Consider the following 14,959-nt stretch of genomic DNA (forward strand, 5'->3'; position numbering starts at 1 on the left):
ACATACTGATCACCTCACCACAATTTCCAGTAGGTTGGGGTGTACTCCATTCATTCAGCGACCCGTAACCCAGGGAATAAAGTGTGTAAATTATCACCGGAACTGCGCTCGCAGAACCAATCAGTATATATTTGATTTGCTGCCGTACTGTACCTGTATTGCTAGGAATTTTATCAAGCATAATCTTGTTAAGATTTTCGTCAATCTGGATCAGTCAAGAACGTTGGCAAACATTAACAGATGAACAGCTAGTAACTTTTCCCAATATTTGTCCTGATTTTGTAGTGGAGTTACGATCTAGTTCAGATACTCTTAAATCTTGGCAAGATAAGATGGTTGAGTATATCGAAAATGGTGCTAATTTAGGCTGGTTAATCAATCCCCAACAACGCCAAGTTGAAGTTTATCGACGGGGTTTAACAGTAGAAATATTAGATAATCCTGTTGAGTTGTCTGGTCAGGAGGTTTTACCAGGTTTTTTCTTGGATTTGCATCGGATTTGGGATTGACCAATACCTAAAAGGCTAATGGAAAAGCCGATGCAAGGATTAATTACACAAGCCCCTGAAAATTATCCCCATCTCCCCATCTCCCCACACCTCCCACACCTCCCCATCTCCCCACACCTCCCACACCTCCCCATTTTCCCACATTTTCCACATTTTCCACAGTTTCCACATTTTTCACACCTCCCCATTTTACCACACTTTCCACACTTTCCACGTTTTATACACTTTCCACACTTTACCCATCTAACCGATACTGCCATCGCTTAGAGGATATCTCCCAAGTTTTTTGATACTGAATTTTGCCCCCCTAGCCCCCCAATTCTGGGGGGAACAAGAATCAATTTGCTGGTAGAAGTCCCCCAAAATTGGGGGACCAACGGGGGCTTGGATGTAGCAAATGAGACTTCTCAGACAACCTCTTAGATCCGTTAACTATTTTTTGCCCTCGAAGCTATTTTCCTAGCACCGTGCTATTGACTTTATTCAGTTAATATGCGTGCCAGATGACTTGTGCAGTTTCTTCGATAGGCTAAAGGGAACCATAAATCTGTGAGGACTGGGGTATGACTCAAGAATTAATCGATCTCAGAATAAGTATCCTAGAGGGACGCTACGCAGATGCCTTAGCAATTGTAGATGAGTTGGAACAGATGACTAAACGCGCAACTCTGCATCAGATTGAATCCTATTTAAACAAGGCATTGATTAACTTGATTAAAAACCAAGTAGAGGAGCGTTTGGCAAATTCTTGGGCAGCTTCAATTCGTGATTTCATTCGGGAAATCCAAAAACTGAATCTCAAAGATAACCAAAAATCCTATACTATCAATGCTGATCAATGGCAGTCATTGATTGACAATGAACTGGAGGCAGCAATTTCCACGGCGAGTGTGGAGGTTCTCAATGGTGCCTATACTCCAGCTCAACTTTCAAAACTAGTAGATAGAGCTCAGCTCAGGCAAACAACTCAAGATTTGCTGGCTTTGACATACCTCCATTCAAAAAAGGATTTACCTTTATTTATTAATGACTATTTAACTCAATTACCAGGAGGTTCTTATTGGAACCAAGATATACAACGATAAATCGAGTTATTCACAATCGACAATACCTATGACTTCCCTTCCTTTCTTGATGCAGTCGCTCATGGTTTTGGTTCTGTGTGAGGAACCTGCGTCCGCACCTTCTCAGCCCCGTGGAAACCACGGCAGTCGCTCATGGTTTGAAGTTACCGTAAGACAGGGGAGCCTTAATCAATAAGTTTTAACCCTTTTTTGCATAACCTACCAACCATAAAGGCTCCCCTGTCTAAGGTTTCGTCTCCGGGGGGGACCACGGCAGTCGCTCATGGGGGAAACCCCCGCATGAAGGCGCTGCCTCCCCAAGACCGCGCTGCCTCCCCAAGACCGCTTAGGTGCCCTTGACCCGTAATTTAATTCGCCACGGGTCGCACCTCTGCATCGCTACACCAACAAGTTACAAGGGTTTGATCTGGTTGGTGATCACTACAAACCCGCAGTGCTAAATCAGGGCAGGTTACTGATGCCGGAGTTGGGATTAAGTTTAGGTTTGTGGCGTGGCAGTTTTCGCGATATCCCTCGATTATGGTTACGCTGGATAACCCTTAAGGGGAATTTGATTCCTCTAGCAAGCGAGGAGTTGGCACAAGCTAAGCAACGAGCAGAACGTTTGGCGGCGCGACTGCGTGAGTTAGGTATTAATCTAGACCAATTGGATTAAGTTGCTGTCTTAATGCAGTCGCGAATCGGAGAAACCCCTACAGGTCGGCGCTGCATTGCTGTTAAGGATTTGTGCGAACGCGCCCCGCGTGGCCTACGGCCAATCGCATTTTCACAACAATCACTGCATCAATGGCCAGTACTTTTAGTTCAGATGAGGATTCACCTGTCAAAACTACCCAGAGAATTGTCTTACAAAACGTCAGTTGGCAGACGTACAAGGCGCTATTGGCAGACTTAGGAGATCATCGAGCCTCGCGTCTTGCCTATGCTCAAGGAATGCTAGAAATCACGATGCCCTCAGATCGCCATGAGACATACAAGCAGCTGCTAGAACGGATGGTGAATACCTTAACCGAAGAACTTAATCTTCGGGTCAAAGGGTTTGCTTCTACAACCCTGAATCGGGAGGATTTAGAGCATGGTGCAGAACCTGACTCTTGCTACTACATCGGCAATGTTGACTGTATTCAAGGCAGGACAGTAGATTTAGCCAATGATCCTCCACCAGACTTGGTGATTGAAGTCGATATTACCAGTTCATCCAGTCGGCGATTTGGGATTTACAAGCAGATAGGAGTGCCTGAAGTTTGGCGTTATATAGGACAAACTGTAGAAATTTACCGGCTGCAAAATGGAGAATATGTTCGTTGTCAGGACAATTTCACCTTTGAGATTCTCTCTGTAGAGATTATCAATCAGTTTTTGCAGCAGGCAGAAACCCAGGATGACACTACCATGATTTTAGCTTGGCGTAAATGGGTGAGGGAAAATCTACCAGAAGATTAACGTTGCGGCTTAAGTATTTGCTTTTAAGGCATTGCTGAATAGAGTATTCAGCAACGCCTTAATGAGGATTATTAAGGCGTTGCAACCTAAACTTATCCTGGAATTTATACAGACTGAGATTTCTAGCTTAGATTAGGGACTTGCGTCTAAAAAAAATCCCCATTAAAGTAGGGTGGGCCAAGTAATCTAATCTAGAATACTCAAAAAAACAAACTGTTTTTGCCCACCCTACAAGCTGATATTTCTAGCTTAGATTACAAGAGCCATACTAGTTATTAAGATAAAGCACGATTAGCGCGCTCTGGCTCATGGCGTAATCAACCGTTGGTGGAGATCAAGACTCTTTGTCCCATTCAACATCTTCTTTCTTTGCCTCGGTAACAGCACGTTCTAGAAGGTAAGCAGCAAGGTTCGATAGAGGGCGTCCATCGTAATCAGCCCATCGCTGTAAATCGTCTGCAATCCGGTCTGGTAAGGTTACTTGTATACGTTTGCTCATAATCTCTATTATAAGTTCAACTGTTATTTGATGTCAAAATTTACCTGATTTGTACTTAAAATGTATTTTTTGATACATAAAAGTATAATATTGATGTAATTACCAGCAAGTTTCCTATGGTAGAAACAGTTAGAGAAAAAAGCGATCAGCCTCCTACCTATCAGCAAGCCTTAGACGAATTCGGCATCACACAACTGTTGTCCCATTTGAAGCACTACGGCGATGCCGACTTCAATGCAGAGTCAATGGATATAGAAGAACCAGAACTAAAAACTCTAGCTACCGTCCTCATCCAGCACCTAACTCAGAATCTGACCGGAAAACTGATAGCCAGTTATTTAAATACCATCCGCGAGGTCGAATCAGATATAGTGTTTGACCCCATTAAAACAGAAATCGCGCCACCATCAATAGACCCCCCAGCTACTTGGAACCCTAAAGCAACACCCCGTTATCAAACAGGCTCACCCATTAGGTGGCGACCTCTAAACGGTCAAATGGACTGGGGTGTTGTGATTGGATTCTTCTACGCCTACGCCAGGCATCAATGCCAATGGGCAATTTGCTACCTGATCTGGCTTGACAAAGACTCCCCTAGTGCAGCTTGGATCGTTGCTGACACCGCTTGGGAAGAAGACATTGAACCTCGGCATCCTAAGCGTACGGTAACAACCAACTATCAAGATTCCTATTCTTGGACTTGCACTGAGGCTCTTGGCCCTAGAAATTATTTGAAATCCCCCAATGTGCTACGAACTCCCTCTGGGAGATACCGTTTCGATGATCAATATAGAACCCCTCCCCGGACTCTAACTCAACGAGAGCAAGATCTAATTGAACTCTACAGCAACTGCCAACTGGGTATGACTCCTAGACAATTCTATCATAAATGGGATGTGAATTACGAACAAATCGCTAGTATCTGCTCTCGCTCAACTGCCACCGTTCAGCGCTGGTTTTCCAGCGGTCACAACTATCGCCGCCCCCAGCCAATTGATTTGCGCCATCTTGCCCTGATGGATTTTCTCTTGGAGCATTTTGAGGAGATTCCCCAGGTAATTAGGAATTTGCTATGTCCTGATCATCAACAGCAAATTGGGGATGGGTAATGGGTAATGGCTAACAGATATAGCAGAAGTCAGAAGTCAGAAGTCAGAAGTCAGAAGTCAAACTCTTGCGCTTACAAAGGGTGTGAGACTAATGTCGATGTCCTAACTGCCCTGTCAGCCATGCAAAGCGCGAGTGGGGGAAACCACGCCAGTTGCTCATGGGGGGAACCCCCAAGACCGCACTGGCTCCCCAAGACCGCGCTGCATCGCTGGCGACTGCTATAACAAAAGTTTTTTTATTAAAATCGGCAATTTGGCAACACAGCATTCTACTGTAGCTGCTTTTATAGATAGGGTGCAACATTTAACCTGTACAAACCTACTCACAAGCAGATAGGACGATGGTATAGCATTAGTTAAAACTAATGGTTGTTGCCGACAAAGCAATGCCAAAAGCATTGCGCTAATTTTCTTAATGGAGGCTCTGCTGCCTACTCTCAAACCGCACTGTAACTTCACTCAGTCCATTATTTTACGTCGCTTAACTTACGACCAGCTGTTTTAGCTTTTAGTTCTTCGTTGGGCGGTAGTGTTCCGAAGTTAAACAAGTTACTAACTTATTTGATTATAAAACAGTGGATAATGTTTGACAAGGTTTAGAGAGCTATAAGGCCAATAGTTGCACCTCGGAGGGTTGGACATCTATACAAGCATATCAACTGCAAGCAGACTATTTAGGTGATCTAACCGTGGTCAGATCACCCTAGAAAGTAGAGGCGCTAAAAGCACTGTCTTGAAGCGTTCAACTGCTTAAGGATCTAACGGCTATAACTGTAGTTTTATAACTGTAGGTATTAGTCAAAAAGATTTAATCTATTTATCAGTTTTATCAGAATAATAAATCAAACATCATGGAGCAGGGTGTTATGACCTACCGCGATCGACTAAGCCCATGGTGTATTATCAAGCCACTTCCTAAAATGCAGCGAATTATTGTCGCTCGCTTTCGTCGCCGAACTGACGCTGAGGCTCATCTACAAGTTCTGCGCAGACTGATGCCTGACATGAAATATATACTCATTTTTGACCGAGACCCGGAGCAAGAGGAAATTAATACACTAAGCGCTAAATTAACAGTATAATAAACAATACAGGTAAGCTATCAGCGAACAGCGATTAGCGCTACGCGCATATGCTTACGAATACAGTCGGATCCCTTGTAGGAGCTTTTAGTGATCAACTTAACCTCTAGCTCAGGTTTTTTTGGAATAGGATTTAACTGTAGTTAACTCAATAGTATAGCCTTGACGCATCGGTTTGGTTGGTCTTTAGAAGAGCGAGATCCAGAAGTAATTAAATCCTATCTGCCCCAGTGGGAATGGTTTTATCGCTACTACTTTCGGGTGAAAACTGATGGCTGGCAGCACATTCCGGACAGTAAGGTGCTGTTGGTTGGTTCCCACAATGGTGGATTAGCTTCCCCTGATATGGTGATGATGATGTATGACTGGTTTCGCCGCTTTGGCACCCAGCGTCCAGTTTATGGTCTGATGCATTCCAATGCCTGGCACATTTATCCAGCCCTGGCGCAGCTAGCGGCAAAGATGGGGGCAATCATGGCTCATCCCCAAATGGCGATCGCTGCTTTTCGTAAGGGAGCTAGTGTCTTAGTCTATCCAGGGGGTGCCCAAGATGTGTTCCGTCCCCATAGCCAGCGTCATCAAATTCAATTGGCTGGACGTAAGGGCTTTATTAAACTGGCACTACGAGAAAAGGTTCCCATTGTTCCGATTATATCCAACGGTGCCCATGATACCCTGATTGTCTTAGGTGACTGCTATGAACAGGCACGACAACTAAACGAGTTGGGGATGCCCTGGTTATTTGGTCTTGACCCACAAGTTTTCCCAATTTATCTCGGTTTGCCTTGGGGATTGGGGATTGGTCCTCTACCCAATATACCCTTGCCCATACCTATTACAACTCGTGTTTGCCCTCCGATTGTTTTTGAGCGTTATGGTCGTGTTGCTGCTCGCGATCAAGATTATGTTAATGCTTGTTACCAGCAAGTTTCTAATCAAATGCAATCGGAGCTAAATCGTTTGGTTGCTGGATTATGAGTAACTGTTCCAATTTTAGGGTTTAATGAGCATAGCATTTAAATTTTAGAGATTGGATTTTTGATTTAATGCTCCCTACAGGAAGCCTTATACCTAATCCAACGTTGTTAATGGTCAATTCTTTCCTTGAATTACCTAGCAACTAGTATTAGTCCTAGGGAGCATTAATCACTCGGTGACTCTTGCTTGGTAGTTATCCCGGCAAACCCTCAAAATTTCCTGGTCACTATCACTAATAGAACTAATTGCTTGATATCCTTCTAGTCCAACGTGGTAAGGATAAGTAATAGCGCTATAGCGATGGTCAAGGCTTAGCCGTTCACCAACTATAGCAATGGGTGAGCGCTGTTCACGGGAAATGGTATGGGACAAAGCGGTTTGGTTGTAGGGATCAATAACCGTCAAATTCATTTGTTTTGAATCTAGGGTGCCGTAAAAACAGCTATACTCTGACTGAGGCATATATACCGCACCAAGCACCTTGCCCTGATTCGCTTCAAATACTAGATATTCTTGACCAATCTGTCCTGGTTGTGAGGATTCACCATAGAGGTAGATGCCATCATCAGGCATTGATGCATTTGGATTCGTTGCTTGAGTGTACGCTCTACCTGTAGTATCAATGGCTTGATCTGGCCGTTGAGGTGCTGCTGTTGCTATAGTTGATGAGGTAGTTACCAATCCTATCGTTAGCAATAGCCTTGTCAGGGGTAGTTTTCTAAGATTTAGCAGTTGACGTGCTGACAAGAACGATCCAGTTAATTGGTTAAGCATCATACTTACCCCCTTTGAAAAAAAAACTGTAAGACACCCTAAGCAAAAATTCTGAGAGTTTAGACCATCAATTGATGAAGCCATAATCAATCAGAAAAAGTTAATTTTTCCTAAACCAGAGTTATGTTGACTCTTAAGGTTATAAACCTATTTAAGCCTAAACTATGCTTTGGTTTGTTCCTTTGTTGATCGGTTTATCAACTGTCACAGTTGGCGCTGGTCATAGCCTGAAATTTTGCTGAAGCTTGACTATCAGCTTTCACCCAGCTATTGGTTGACCCTTGCTCAAGCAATAGCTGGGTGACCTTTTGCTGAAATAGGTGAGTCCAGACTCATCTTTTATTCAACCCTTGGAATAATTTTTCGTCCAGGTTAACTTAGAAATTGCTTCTTAAATGGCTCTCCCAGGTTTTTTTACCTCCTCACTCTCCCGTTTTGATGTGAAAATTTTGTGAACTTATCGGTGAACTTATACAGTGATGTCAATTTTGCTCTGACTATAGAAATACTCCAAAGGTCAGAACAGAGATTTCGGTGTTTTTTACATTTCTTTACAAAAAAATAAGTGGTAACCGTTTCTGGCTACCACTCATGCTTGGAAGACAGTCAACCATTAGCTAGCTAGCGATGTACTCCCGGAAATTAGCATGGCGACGCCGTAGCTGTGCTAAGGCTTGATGTTCTAACTGGCGTACCCGTTCACGACTGAGGTTAAGTCGCTTACCAACTTTAGCCAGAGACAGCTCTTTGCCATCCTCTAACCCAAAGCGTAGCGCTAGCACTTCCCGCTGTTGGGGGGTAAGTTCTGCTAACAGCAGATTTAGGTCTTGCCGCAAGGACTCCTGAGTGGTGTAGTTAACCGGTGTTAGACCATCATCTTCTAGCAGCTCAGACAGCTCTGTGTCTTGGTTATCTCCGACCCGAACGTCAAGAGAGATGGGCTGACGAGCAATGCTCAAATATTCCCTAATCTGAGCTGGTTCTAAATCCAACTCTTTAGCAATCTCGGTGGGAGTAGCATTGCGACCTAGGGTCTGGGATAGTTCCCGTTGTACTTTCTTAATTTTGTTGAGCTTTTCGGTAATGTGGATAGGCAGCCGAATTGCACGAGCTTGCTGAGCGATCGCACGGGTAATCGCTTGCCGAATCCACCAATAGGCGTAGGTGGAAAACTTGTAGCCCCTGGTTGGGTCAAATTTCTCAACCCCTCGCTCTAAGCCCAAGGTACCTTCCTGGATCAAGTCCAAGAATTCCATGTTGCGCTTTTGATATTTCTTAGCGATCGCTACTACTAGGCGCAGATTCGCTTCAATCATCTTGCGCTTGGCACGAGTACCTTGGTCTATGGCTTTTTTCAGTTCTGCTTCGCTCTTATTAACGTACGAAGCCCACTCTTCAGTTGTCGGTTCGCGCTCTAGCTCCTGTGCCAAGGTGGCTTTTTCCCCTAAGAGTGCCATCATTTGCTGCACTTGCTTACCATAAACAATTTCTTGCTCATGGGTCAGCAGAGGTACGCGACCGATCTCATGAAGATAGGTACGAACCATATCTGCTGAGAAGGTAGGCTTGGTCGGCTTGGTCGGCTTGGTAGTTTTGGTTTTGGTTTTAGAAGTGGGCATGGGTGAGTGGTGACTCCAAAAACAAGCAGTATAGTAGATTCTGTTGCGGATGTTTACTCCATCAAGTAACTACAATCTCTTTCCCTTGAGATTATTGCGCCATGGATTGCCTTACATTTATTACAAGAGGTATTAACCACCTACCTCCTTCGTTAGAAAGAGATTTAAGGGTAACATTGACGCTCTATACTAAGTCAAGTTTTTCTAGGTTTTGTCTGGGGCTTTCCCCAGCTTAGGTACTCCTACAAGTTGACCAGGCTCTAAAGCTCATTACTCTTGAAGCGTGGGTGTTGTACCCGCCACCCAATCGAAGATGTGGGGTTGATGGATTCCAGTTTCATCTGCCGCTGCCCCCCTGTAGCTATATAAGTATCTATACTTGATATATACTTATATATAATATATAAGGTATTTACAGATTGGTCTTACACAGCGTCCGGAGGTTTGGCTGATCGAGCCTTACTCCTGTAGTAGTTTCCTACTAACCTGGCAGCAACCAGCCTCCCGCAGGTGGTTTGAGGTCTTTAGGTTAATCCCCTTTAGTAATGGTTAAATCAGATTAATTCGAAGTCATTATGATTTCAACATAGCTCCATTGTATTACATATTTAGACCCCGGTAAAGGTGAAAAGGTTCAACAATTGTTTGCTTTGACGAAAAAATAGCAATATCATAGGGACAGAGTCAGTAGATTACATTGGTGGGACGACAGGACCTTGGTGGGGCTTAGGAGATTAAGCCTCAGGTACATCCTCCATTAAAATAATCACCCAATAATCAGGAAATAGATAGATACTCCAAAGTGAGATAACCGAACTGATAGGGGTCGTGATGTCTAGACACGCAGCATGAACTGCCACTGGTAATTCAATAATTGGAAGTAATTGGTTGGAGTTGGCTAGGGGGAACTTAGCTAACTATAGAATTAAGAAAGATCCACATCCGACCAACTAGCGCTTAAAGAAAACACTGTGCCACACACGATTGTTACCGATACTTGCCAAGGAATTGCTGATTGCGTTGAATGTTGCCCAGTGGCGTGCATTCATCCAGGACCAGGGAAAAATGCCCTCGGGAGTGACTGGTACTGGATTGACTTTTCTAGCTGCATTGACTGTGGCATTTGTGTCGAAGTCTGTCCAGTGGAGAAAGCTATTATACCAGAAGAGCGACCTGATTTGCAGAAAACGCCATAATTTTTTGTGACCACCCACGCTATTGGTGTGACAACTATCGCAAAGCATTAAGCAGAAAACTTGGGGATTGTGGAGTGTTGAGAAATAGTTCAAAAATTTCTCCCCTACTCCCCTGGTTAACAGAATTAAAACTTAATAAAAACTTAATAGTAAAACTCACTATTAAAACTCGATACCAGGTTGCGCCTTAATCCCCTGTTCTTTTAAAGGATGCTTGACTAAGGTCATCTCTGTGACTAAGTCAGCTCGTTCAATTAGGGCGGCTGGTGCTCCCCTACCGGTTAAGATGACATGGGAATCAGCCGGTTTTTCGTCTAGTCCAGCCAAAACCTGCTCAATGCTTAGATAGTTGAGTTTCAAGGCTATGTTAATCTCATCCAATAGCACTAGCTTAATGTCAGGGTTACGGATAAACCCTAAGGCGGCATCCCAGGCGGATTGGGCTTTTTCGATGTCTCGCTCTCGATCTTGAGTCTCCCAGGTAAAGCCTTCGCCCATGGCATGGAACTCTAATTGAGGGGGATTGTTATCCGTGGCTACTGTCCAGTGCTCTAAGGCAGCTTTTTCGGCGGGTTCCCAAGCACCCTTAATAAATTGTACAATCACAACTCGGTAGCCATGACCAAGGGTACGCAAGACCATGCCTAAGCCAGCGGTGGTCTTACCTTTGCCATTGCCGGTATTAACCACAATCAGCCCTTTTTGTTTGGAGGCTTTAGCTAGGCGTTGTTCCTGTATCTCCTTGCGTCGCTGCATTTTTTGCTGATATTGCGTCCGCGTTAGCCCAGTGCCAGAGGAATCAGCGGTGTTTACCGATTCTAGACCTTGGTTGGAATCACTGGCAGACTTGATTGTGGTATTCATGGGTTTATGATCAATTCATTTTGAGCGACTCTTTAGCATACAGCATCAAAGATGCTTATTGCTTATATTGCTATCTCTGCCAACACCAAGAAACTTATGGTATCCCCAAAACAGAGGAGTGCTGCTGATCAAGCTATCCCACACCAGCTGACGCGATCGCATAAAAGTCGTGTGAAAATCCCAAATAAAATCTCCATTGGGGTGCTTTTGGCCTTACTCTCTTGCCTAATTTTGTCGTTTCAGAATATAATTATAAATGTAATCTTTAATCAATCTTGGCTCTTTGGTCTACAGAATGTTCAAGTGGGAGGCCTGATGGCTCCTGGTTTTGGCAACTCCCTGCTGATTCTGTGGCTAAAGATGCTGGTGGTAGTACCGCTAATGGCATTTGTGGCTAGGTTACTCTACCCATCGGTATGGCGAGATATTAGGCGTTGTGCTCACTCGGGAGACTTGCCTTTATTTAGCCAGATCGTGGCGAGTAGCTTCTTTTTATTTTTATCCCAAGTGCTATTATACCTATCATTAGGTCTTATTCAACCAGGGGTAGCAATCACGATTTTTTTTATATATCCGATTGTGACGGTAATCTTGACAGGATTGCTGTTTGGTAATCGTACACATCTATTTCCCTGGGATCTATTTAGCCCACATCTAGTTCGTGGTCTAGTCATGGTTGGTGTTGTGGGTGGAGCGTTGCTTATTTCCCTACCTAGTCTTGCAGCTAAGCAGCCCTCTTCTGAATTGGGAGTTCTAGCTGCAGCTGGTGCGGGTTTGACCTTCGCTGTTTACATTATCTTGACCCAAGTCAGTGCTAGAAAGCTCAACCCTATTCCTTATAGCTTTATTAATTTTACATTAATTTTGGTATTTTCTAGCCTGAGCTTATCATTTCCCCTAGATCAATCCTGGCGTTTTTTTGTTGAACCCACCCACAGAATGGCTGTATACCTAAGCTGTCTGGGGTTGGGGGTGATAACGTTAGTGAGCTATCTGGTGCAAAACCTTGCCATCAGGCTCATTGGTGGGCGTCCAGCTTCGATTATCGGGTCAACAGCACCAGTGTTAACTACCGTCTTAGCCGTGGGGATTATTCAACAAGGTTTACGGTTACAGGAAATTATCGGATTGTTTCTGGTAACGTTAGGGGTGGTAACCCTAAGTATGGAAAAATTGCGGCATCAGAGTTGGAAACGATCACAGTAAAGAAAAAATTAAGCGTAATTGGATATTGACCAACGTGGCACAGGTTATTCTGGAAAACGTTTATAAAAGTGTTCCCGCCCGGAAAGGGGATACTGTTGTTGCACCAGTAACAACGGAACCTAAGGTGACAAACAACGAAGAGTCACCAAGCCTTGAAGCAGAAAAGTCTGGACAGACACCTAAAACCCTTAATATCTTGCGGCGCATAAATCTGGAAGTCAACGATGGCGAGTTTATGGTGCTGGTTGGTCCTTCAGGCTGTGGCAAAAGTACTCTATTGCGGATTATTGCTGGACTAGAGGAATTGACTGCGGGCAAAATCTGGGTGGGGAACAGACAAGTTAATGACTTACCACCCAAAGAACGAGACATCGCCATGGTGTTTCAAAATTATGCCCTCTATCCCCATCTGAGTGTCTATGAAAACATTGCGTTTGGACTCAGACGAACTGGCTATGGGCAATTCAACACGGCAGAAGACTCTAATGGGAACTCTAATAGTGTGCATTGGGGAAAGAATATGCCACCGCAAATCAAGCAAGGGCTTGTGGCTACAGGCATGTTGAATGGGGAAGTTCGCTCGAATCTGGAAAATGTCTTAACCACAATGACGCGATCGCTTCCTCGGGAACTGCGATACCTCTCCGAACGAGAGAAAAAGATTGATCAGCAGGTTCGCAAAGTAGCTAAGTTGCTACAAGTAGAACACTTGCTGAATCGATTGCCAAAGCAGCTGTCTGGGGGACAAAAACAACGGATTGCTCTGGGACGGGCAATTTCCCGTAATCCCCAGGTGTTTTTAATGGATGAACCCCTATCTAATTTGGATGCTAAACTCCGGGCAGAGACTCGCAGCCAAATTGTAAAACTACAGCGGCAGTTAGGTACAACTACGATCTACGTCACCCACGACCAAACCGAAGCCATGACTATGGGGGATCGGATCGCGGTGATGAAAGACGGTCGCATCCAACAGATTGCTGCCCCTCTAGAAATATATAATCAACCTGCTAACCGGTTTGTGGCGGAATTCATTGGTTCACCACCGATGAATTTTATCCCGGTTCAGGTGAAAGCCCCTCGGGTAGTGTGTAATTCTGATTTCCGCCTGACTCTTCCAGAAGTTTGGGAACCGATACTGCACCAGTATGATGGTCAATCCTTAACCTTAGGAGTTCGTCCTGAACATATGAGTATCAGTGCTCCTGCTCCCAAAAACTTGATGGTGACCGTTGATCTAGTGGAAGCCTTAGGTAACGAGACTTATCTATCCGTGAGTATCCCTGAAGACTCTAGCCCTCTTCAGGTCAGAGTGCCACCAGATAAAATTGTCAGAATAGGTGACGAAATTTGGCTGTCCATAGACCCAGAGAAGATTCATTTATTTAACCCCCATGATGGGATGGCGATTACTAAGTCCTCTATTAGCTAAGTGGTAAGTTCCGTAGGGTGCGTTAGGGACGAGGGATCCCTGATTTTCTCGGTAGCCAGTGTTAGGACAATCCGTCCCGTAACGCACCACCCAAAGGCCTGACTGCTAGACTTTCCCTCAGTTTTCGCAAACTTCTACTCTCGAAAGCAGAGGAATTGATGTAAACAGGATCATAAATTTAATCGCCGATTTTGATCCCCCTAAATCCCCCTTAGTAAGGGGGACTTTTGCATTGATTTAAACAGGATCATAAATTTAATCGCCGATTTTGATCCCCCTAAATCCTCTTTAGTAAGGGGGACTTTTGCATTGATGCAAACAGGATCATAAATTTAATCGCCGATTTTGATCCCCCTAAATCCTCTTTAGTAAGGGGGACTTTTGCGTGGAATTTTATCCTTTGTTCAGAGGGAATTTTGCTTGGAATTCTCTCCTGTTCTGACGACTCCCGATTCCCGATTCCCGATTCCCGATTCCCTACTCCCGACTCCCGATTCCCGATTCCCGATTCCCGATTCCCGATTCCCGACTCCCGACTCCCGATTCCCGATTCCCTCAAAAATTTTTTACAAAACTTTTCAAAATATGCTATAATAATATGTTTTTTGTGCTACAATAAAATTGCCCACTTTAAAATTAACGGCAAGAGCCAGCCTACGGATATTCCTCAGGCCAAGGCTGGCTCTGGCTCCCACTTAAAGGAGATACATTTATTATGTACTATGGTCTAAGCCTATACCCATGGGTACTGGTGAGGCTATTGCCACCCATGCCACCATTGGTTTTCGCTCGGTTTGACAACCTTTGCGATGCCAAAAGCTATGTGCAGGCTCTGAAGCGGCTCATGCCTGATGCTAAGTTCCTTATTTTTTTGGATATAAGTCTGCCGATGGATCAAGAAGAATAGGGAGTTAAGGAATCAATAGGAGTAGAGTGGGCATCCTGCCCGCTCGAAAATATATTGAAACTGGCAAGATGCCAGTTCTACCAAGATGCCAGTTCTACGCAAGATGCCAGTTCCACGCAAGATGCCAGTTCTAGGCAAGATGCCAGTTCTAGGCAAGATGCCCGTTCTACGCAAGATGCCCGTTCTACGCAAGATGCCCATTCCACCAAGATGCCCGTTCCACAAAACTTTTAAAATCATTCCATTATTAACCCCC

The 14,959-nt window shown here is 44.4% G+C and carries 18 protein-coding genes and 1 pseudogene; 12 read left to right on the plus strand and 7 right to left on the minus strand.

The features are described from left to right. Nucleotides 1–206 precede the first annotated feature (206 nt). Nucleotides 207–509 (plus strand): annotated as a pseudogene (locus LYNGBM3L_RS17585) (Uma2 family endonuclease); the annotation flags it as partial. A 43-nt stretch (nt 510–552) separates the two neighbouring features. Here the strand turns inward: LYNGBM3L_RS17585 and LYNGBM3L_RS43795 are convergent. Further along, nucleotides 553–723, minus strand: a complete 171-nt coding sequence (locus LYNGBM3L_RS43795) for a hypothetical protein (RefSeq protein WP_008185988.1) — start codon at nt 721–723, stop codon at nt 553–555. 349 nt (nt 724–1,072) lie between these two features. On the opposite strand from LYNGBM3L_RS43795, the gene LYNGBM3L_RS17590 reads away from it, so the two are divergent. The 3 genes from LYNGBM3L_RS17590 (at nt 1,073) to LYNGBM3L_RS17600 (ending at nt 3,037) form a co-directional block, all read left to right on the plus strand. Continuing rightward, nucleotides 1,073–1,594 carry a DUF29 family protein gene (locus tag LYNGBM3L_RS17590; RefSeq protein WP_008185992.1) on the plus strand — a complete coding sequence of 174 codons (522 nt, stop codon included), beginning with the start codon at nt 1,073–1,075 and terminating at the stop codon, nt 1,592–1,594. 433 nt (nt 1,595–2,027) lie between these two features. Beyond that, nucleotides 2,028–2,249 carry a hypothetical protein gene (locus tag LYNGBM3L_RS17595; protein WP_131827088.1) on the plus strand — a complete coding sequence of 74 codons (222 nt, stop codon included), beginning with the start codon at nt 2,028–2,030 and terminating at the stop codon, nt 2,247–2,249. 131 nt (nt 2,250–2,380) lie between these two features. After that, the gene (locus LYNGBM3L_RS17600) at nt 2,381–3,037 is read left to right on the plus strand and encodes a Uma2 family endonuclease (RefSeq protein ID WP_008185996.1); all 657 of its coding nucleotides are present in this window, start codon (nt 2,381–2,383) and stop codon (nt 3,035–3,037) included. Nucleotides 3,038–3,371: 334 nt separating this feature from the next. Here LYNGBM3L_RS17600 and LYNGBM3L_RS36700 read toward each other — a convergent pair whose 3' ends face one another. Further along, the gene (locus tag LYNGBM3L_RS36700; protein ID WP_008185997.1) at nt 3,372–3,536 is read right to left on the minus strand and encodes a ribbon-helix-helix domain-containing protein; all 165 of its coding nucleotides are present in this window, start codon (nt 3,534–3,536) and stop codon (nt 3,372–3,374) included. Between the two features lie 116 nt (nt 3,537–3,652). Between LYNGBM3L_RS36700 and LYNGBM3L_RS47540 the strand changes: the two genes are divergently transcribed. Continuing rightward, complete coding sequence (locus LYNGBM3L_RS47540; RefSeq protein WP_008185998.1) at nt 3,653–4,645, plus strand: hypothetical protein; 993 nt, start codon at nt 3,653–3,655, stop codon at nt 4,643–4,645. 88 nt (nt 4,646–4,733) lie between these two features. On the opposite strand, the gene LYNGBM3L_RS43800 is transcribed toward LYNGBM3L_RS47540, so the two are convergent. Next, a complete protein-coding gene (locus tag LYNGBM3L_RS43800) occupies nt 4,734–4,913 on the minus strand; it encodes a hypothetical protein (protein ID WP_154659836.1) in 180 nt (59 codons plus the stop codon). A gap of 583 nt (nt 4,914–5,496) precedes the next feature. Here LYNGBM3L_RS43800 and LYNGBM3L_RS17615 point away from each other — a divergent pair. Then, nucleotides 5,497–5,727 (plus strand): hypothetical protein, encoded by a 231-nt coding sequence (locus tag LYNGBM3L_RS17615; protein ID WP_008185999.1) that lies wholly within the window; start codon nt 5,497–5,499, stop codon nt 5,725–5,727. 162 nt (nt 5,728–5,889) lie between these two features. Further along, nucleotides 5,890–6,705, plus strand: a complete 816-nt coding sequence (locus tag LYNGBM3L_RS17620) for a lysophospholipid acyltransferase family protein (RefSeq protein ID WP_008186000.1) — start codon at nt 5,890–5,892, stop codon at nt 6,703–6,705. Between the two features lie 168 nt (nt 6,706–6,873). Here the strand turns inward: LYNGBM3L_RS17620 and LYNGBM3L_RS17625 are convergent, their stop codons facing one another. After that, entirely contained in the window at nt 6,874–7,482 is a 609-nt protein-coding gene (locus LYNGBM3L_RS17625; RefSeq protein WP_008186002.1) for a hypothetical protein, read from the minus strand. 614 nt (nt 7,483–8,096) lie between these two features. Next, entirely contained in the window at nt 8,097–9,098 is a 1,002-nt protein-coding gene (locus tag LYNGBM3L_RS17630; protein ID WP_008186003.1) for an RNA polymerase sigma factor, RpoD/SigA family, read from the minus strand. Between the two features lie 971 nt (nt 9,099–10,069). On the opposite strand from LYNGBM3L_RS17630, the gene LYNGBM3L_RS17635 reads away from it, so the two are divergent. Further along, nucleotides 10,070–10,294 carry a ferredoxin family protein gene (locus LYNGBM3L_RS17635; RefSeq protein WP_071986901.1) on the plus strand — a complete coding sequence of 75 codons (225 nt, stop codon included), beginning with the start codon at nt 10,070–10,072 and terminating at the stop codon, nt 10,292–10,294. A 162-nt stretch (nt 10,295–10,456) separates the two neighbouring features. Here LYNGBM3L_RS17635 and cobO read toward each other — a convergent pair whose 3' ends face one another. After that, nucleotides 10,457–11,158, minus strand: coding sequence for a cob(I)yrinic acid a,c-diamide adenosyltransferase (gene cobO, locus LYNGBM3L_RS17640; RefSeq protein WP_008186006.1), 702 nt, complete (start codon nt 11,156–11,158; stop codon nt 10,457–10,459). Nucleotides 11,159–11,209: 51 nt separating this feature from the next. On the opposite strand from cobO, the gene LYNGBM3L_RS17645 reads away from it, so the two are divergent. The 4 genes from LYNGBM3L_RS17645 (at nt 11,210) to LYNGBM3L_RS17660 (ending at nt 14,703) form a co-directional block, all read left to right on the plus strand. Then, the gene (locus tag LYNGBM3L_RS17645; protein WP_008186007.1) at nt 11,210–12,364 is read left to right on the plus strand and encodes a DMT family transporter; all 1,155 of its coding nucleotides are present in this window, start codon (nt 11,210–11,212) and stop codon (nt 12,362–12,364) included. Between the two features lie 34 nt (nt 12,365–12,398). Continuing rightward, nucleotides 12,399–13,796 (plus strand): ABC transporter ATP-binding protein, encoded by a 1,398-nt coding sequence (locus LYNGBM3L_RS17650; RefSeq protein WP_044493623.1) that lies wholly within the window; start codon nt 12,399–12,401, stop codon nt 13,794–13,796. Nucleotides 13,797–14,177: 381 nt separating this feature from the next. After that, nucleotides 14,178–14,390: a hypothetical protein gene (locus LYNGBM3L_RS43805; protein ID WP_161603172.1), complete on the plus strand. Its 213-nt coding sequence runs from the start codon at nt 14,178–14,180 to the stop codon at nt 14,388–14,390. Nucleotides 14,391–14,511: 121 nt separating this feature from the next. Beyond that, nucleotides 14,512–14,703, plus strand: coding sequence for a hypothetical protein (locus LYNGBM3L_RS17660; protein ID WP_008186010.1), 192 nt, complete (start codon nt 14,512–14,514; stop codon nt 14,701–14,703). Between the two features lie 77 nt (nt 14,704–14,780). On the opposite strand, the gene LYNGBM3L_RS48765 is transcribed toward LYNGBM3L_RS17660, so the two are convergent. Next, nucleotides 14,781–14,912 carry a hypothetical protein gene (locus tag LYNGBM3L_RS48765; protein ID WP_267872051.1) on the minus strand — a complete coding sequence of 44 codons (132 nt, stop codon included), beginning with the start codon at nt 14,910–14,912 and terminating at the stop codon, nt 14,781–14,783. Nucleotides 14,913–14,959: the final 47 nt, after the last annotated feature.

This window comes from Moorena producens 3L (assembly GCF_000211815.1).
Classification (GTDB): domain Bacteria; phylum Cyanobacteriota; class Cyanobacteriia; order Cyanobacteriales; family Coleofasciculaceae; genus Moorena; species Moorena producens.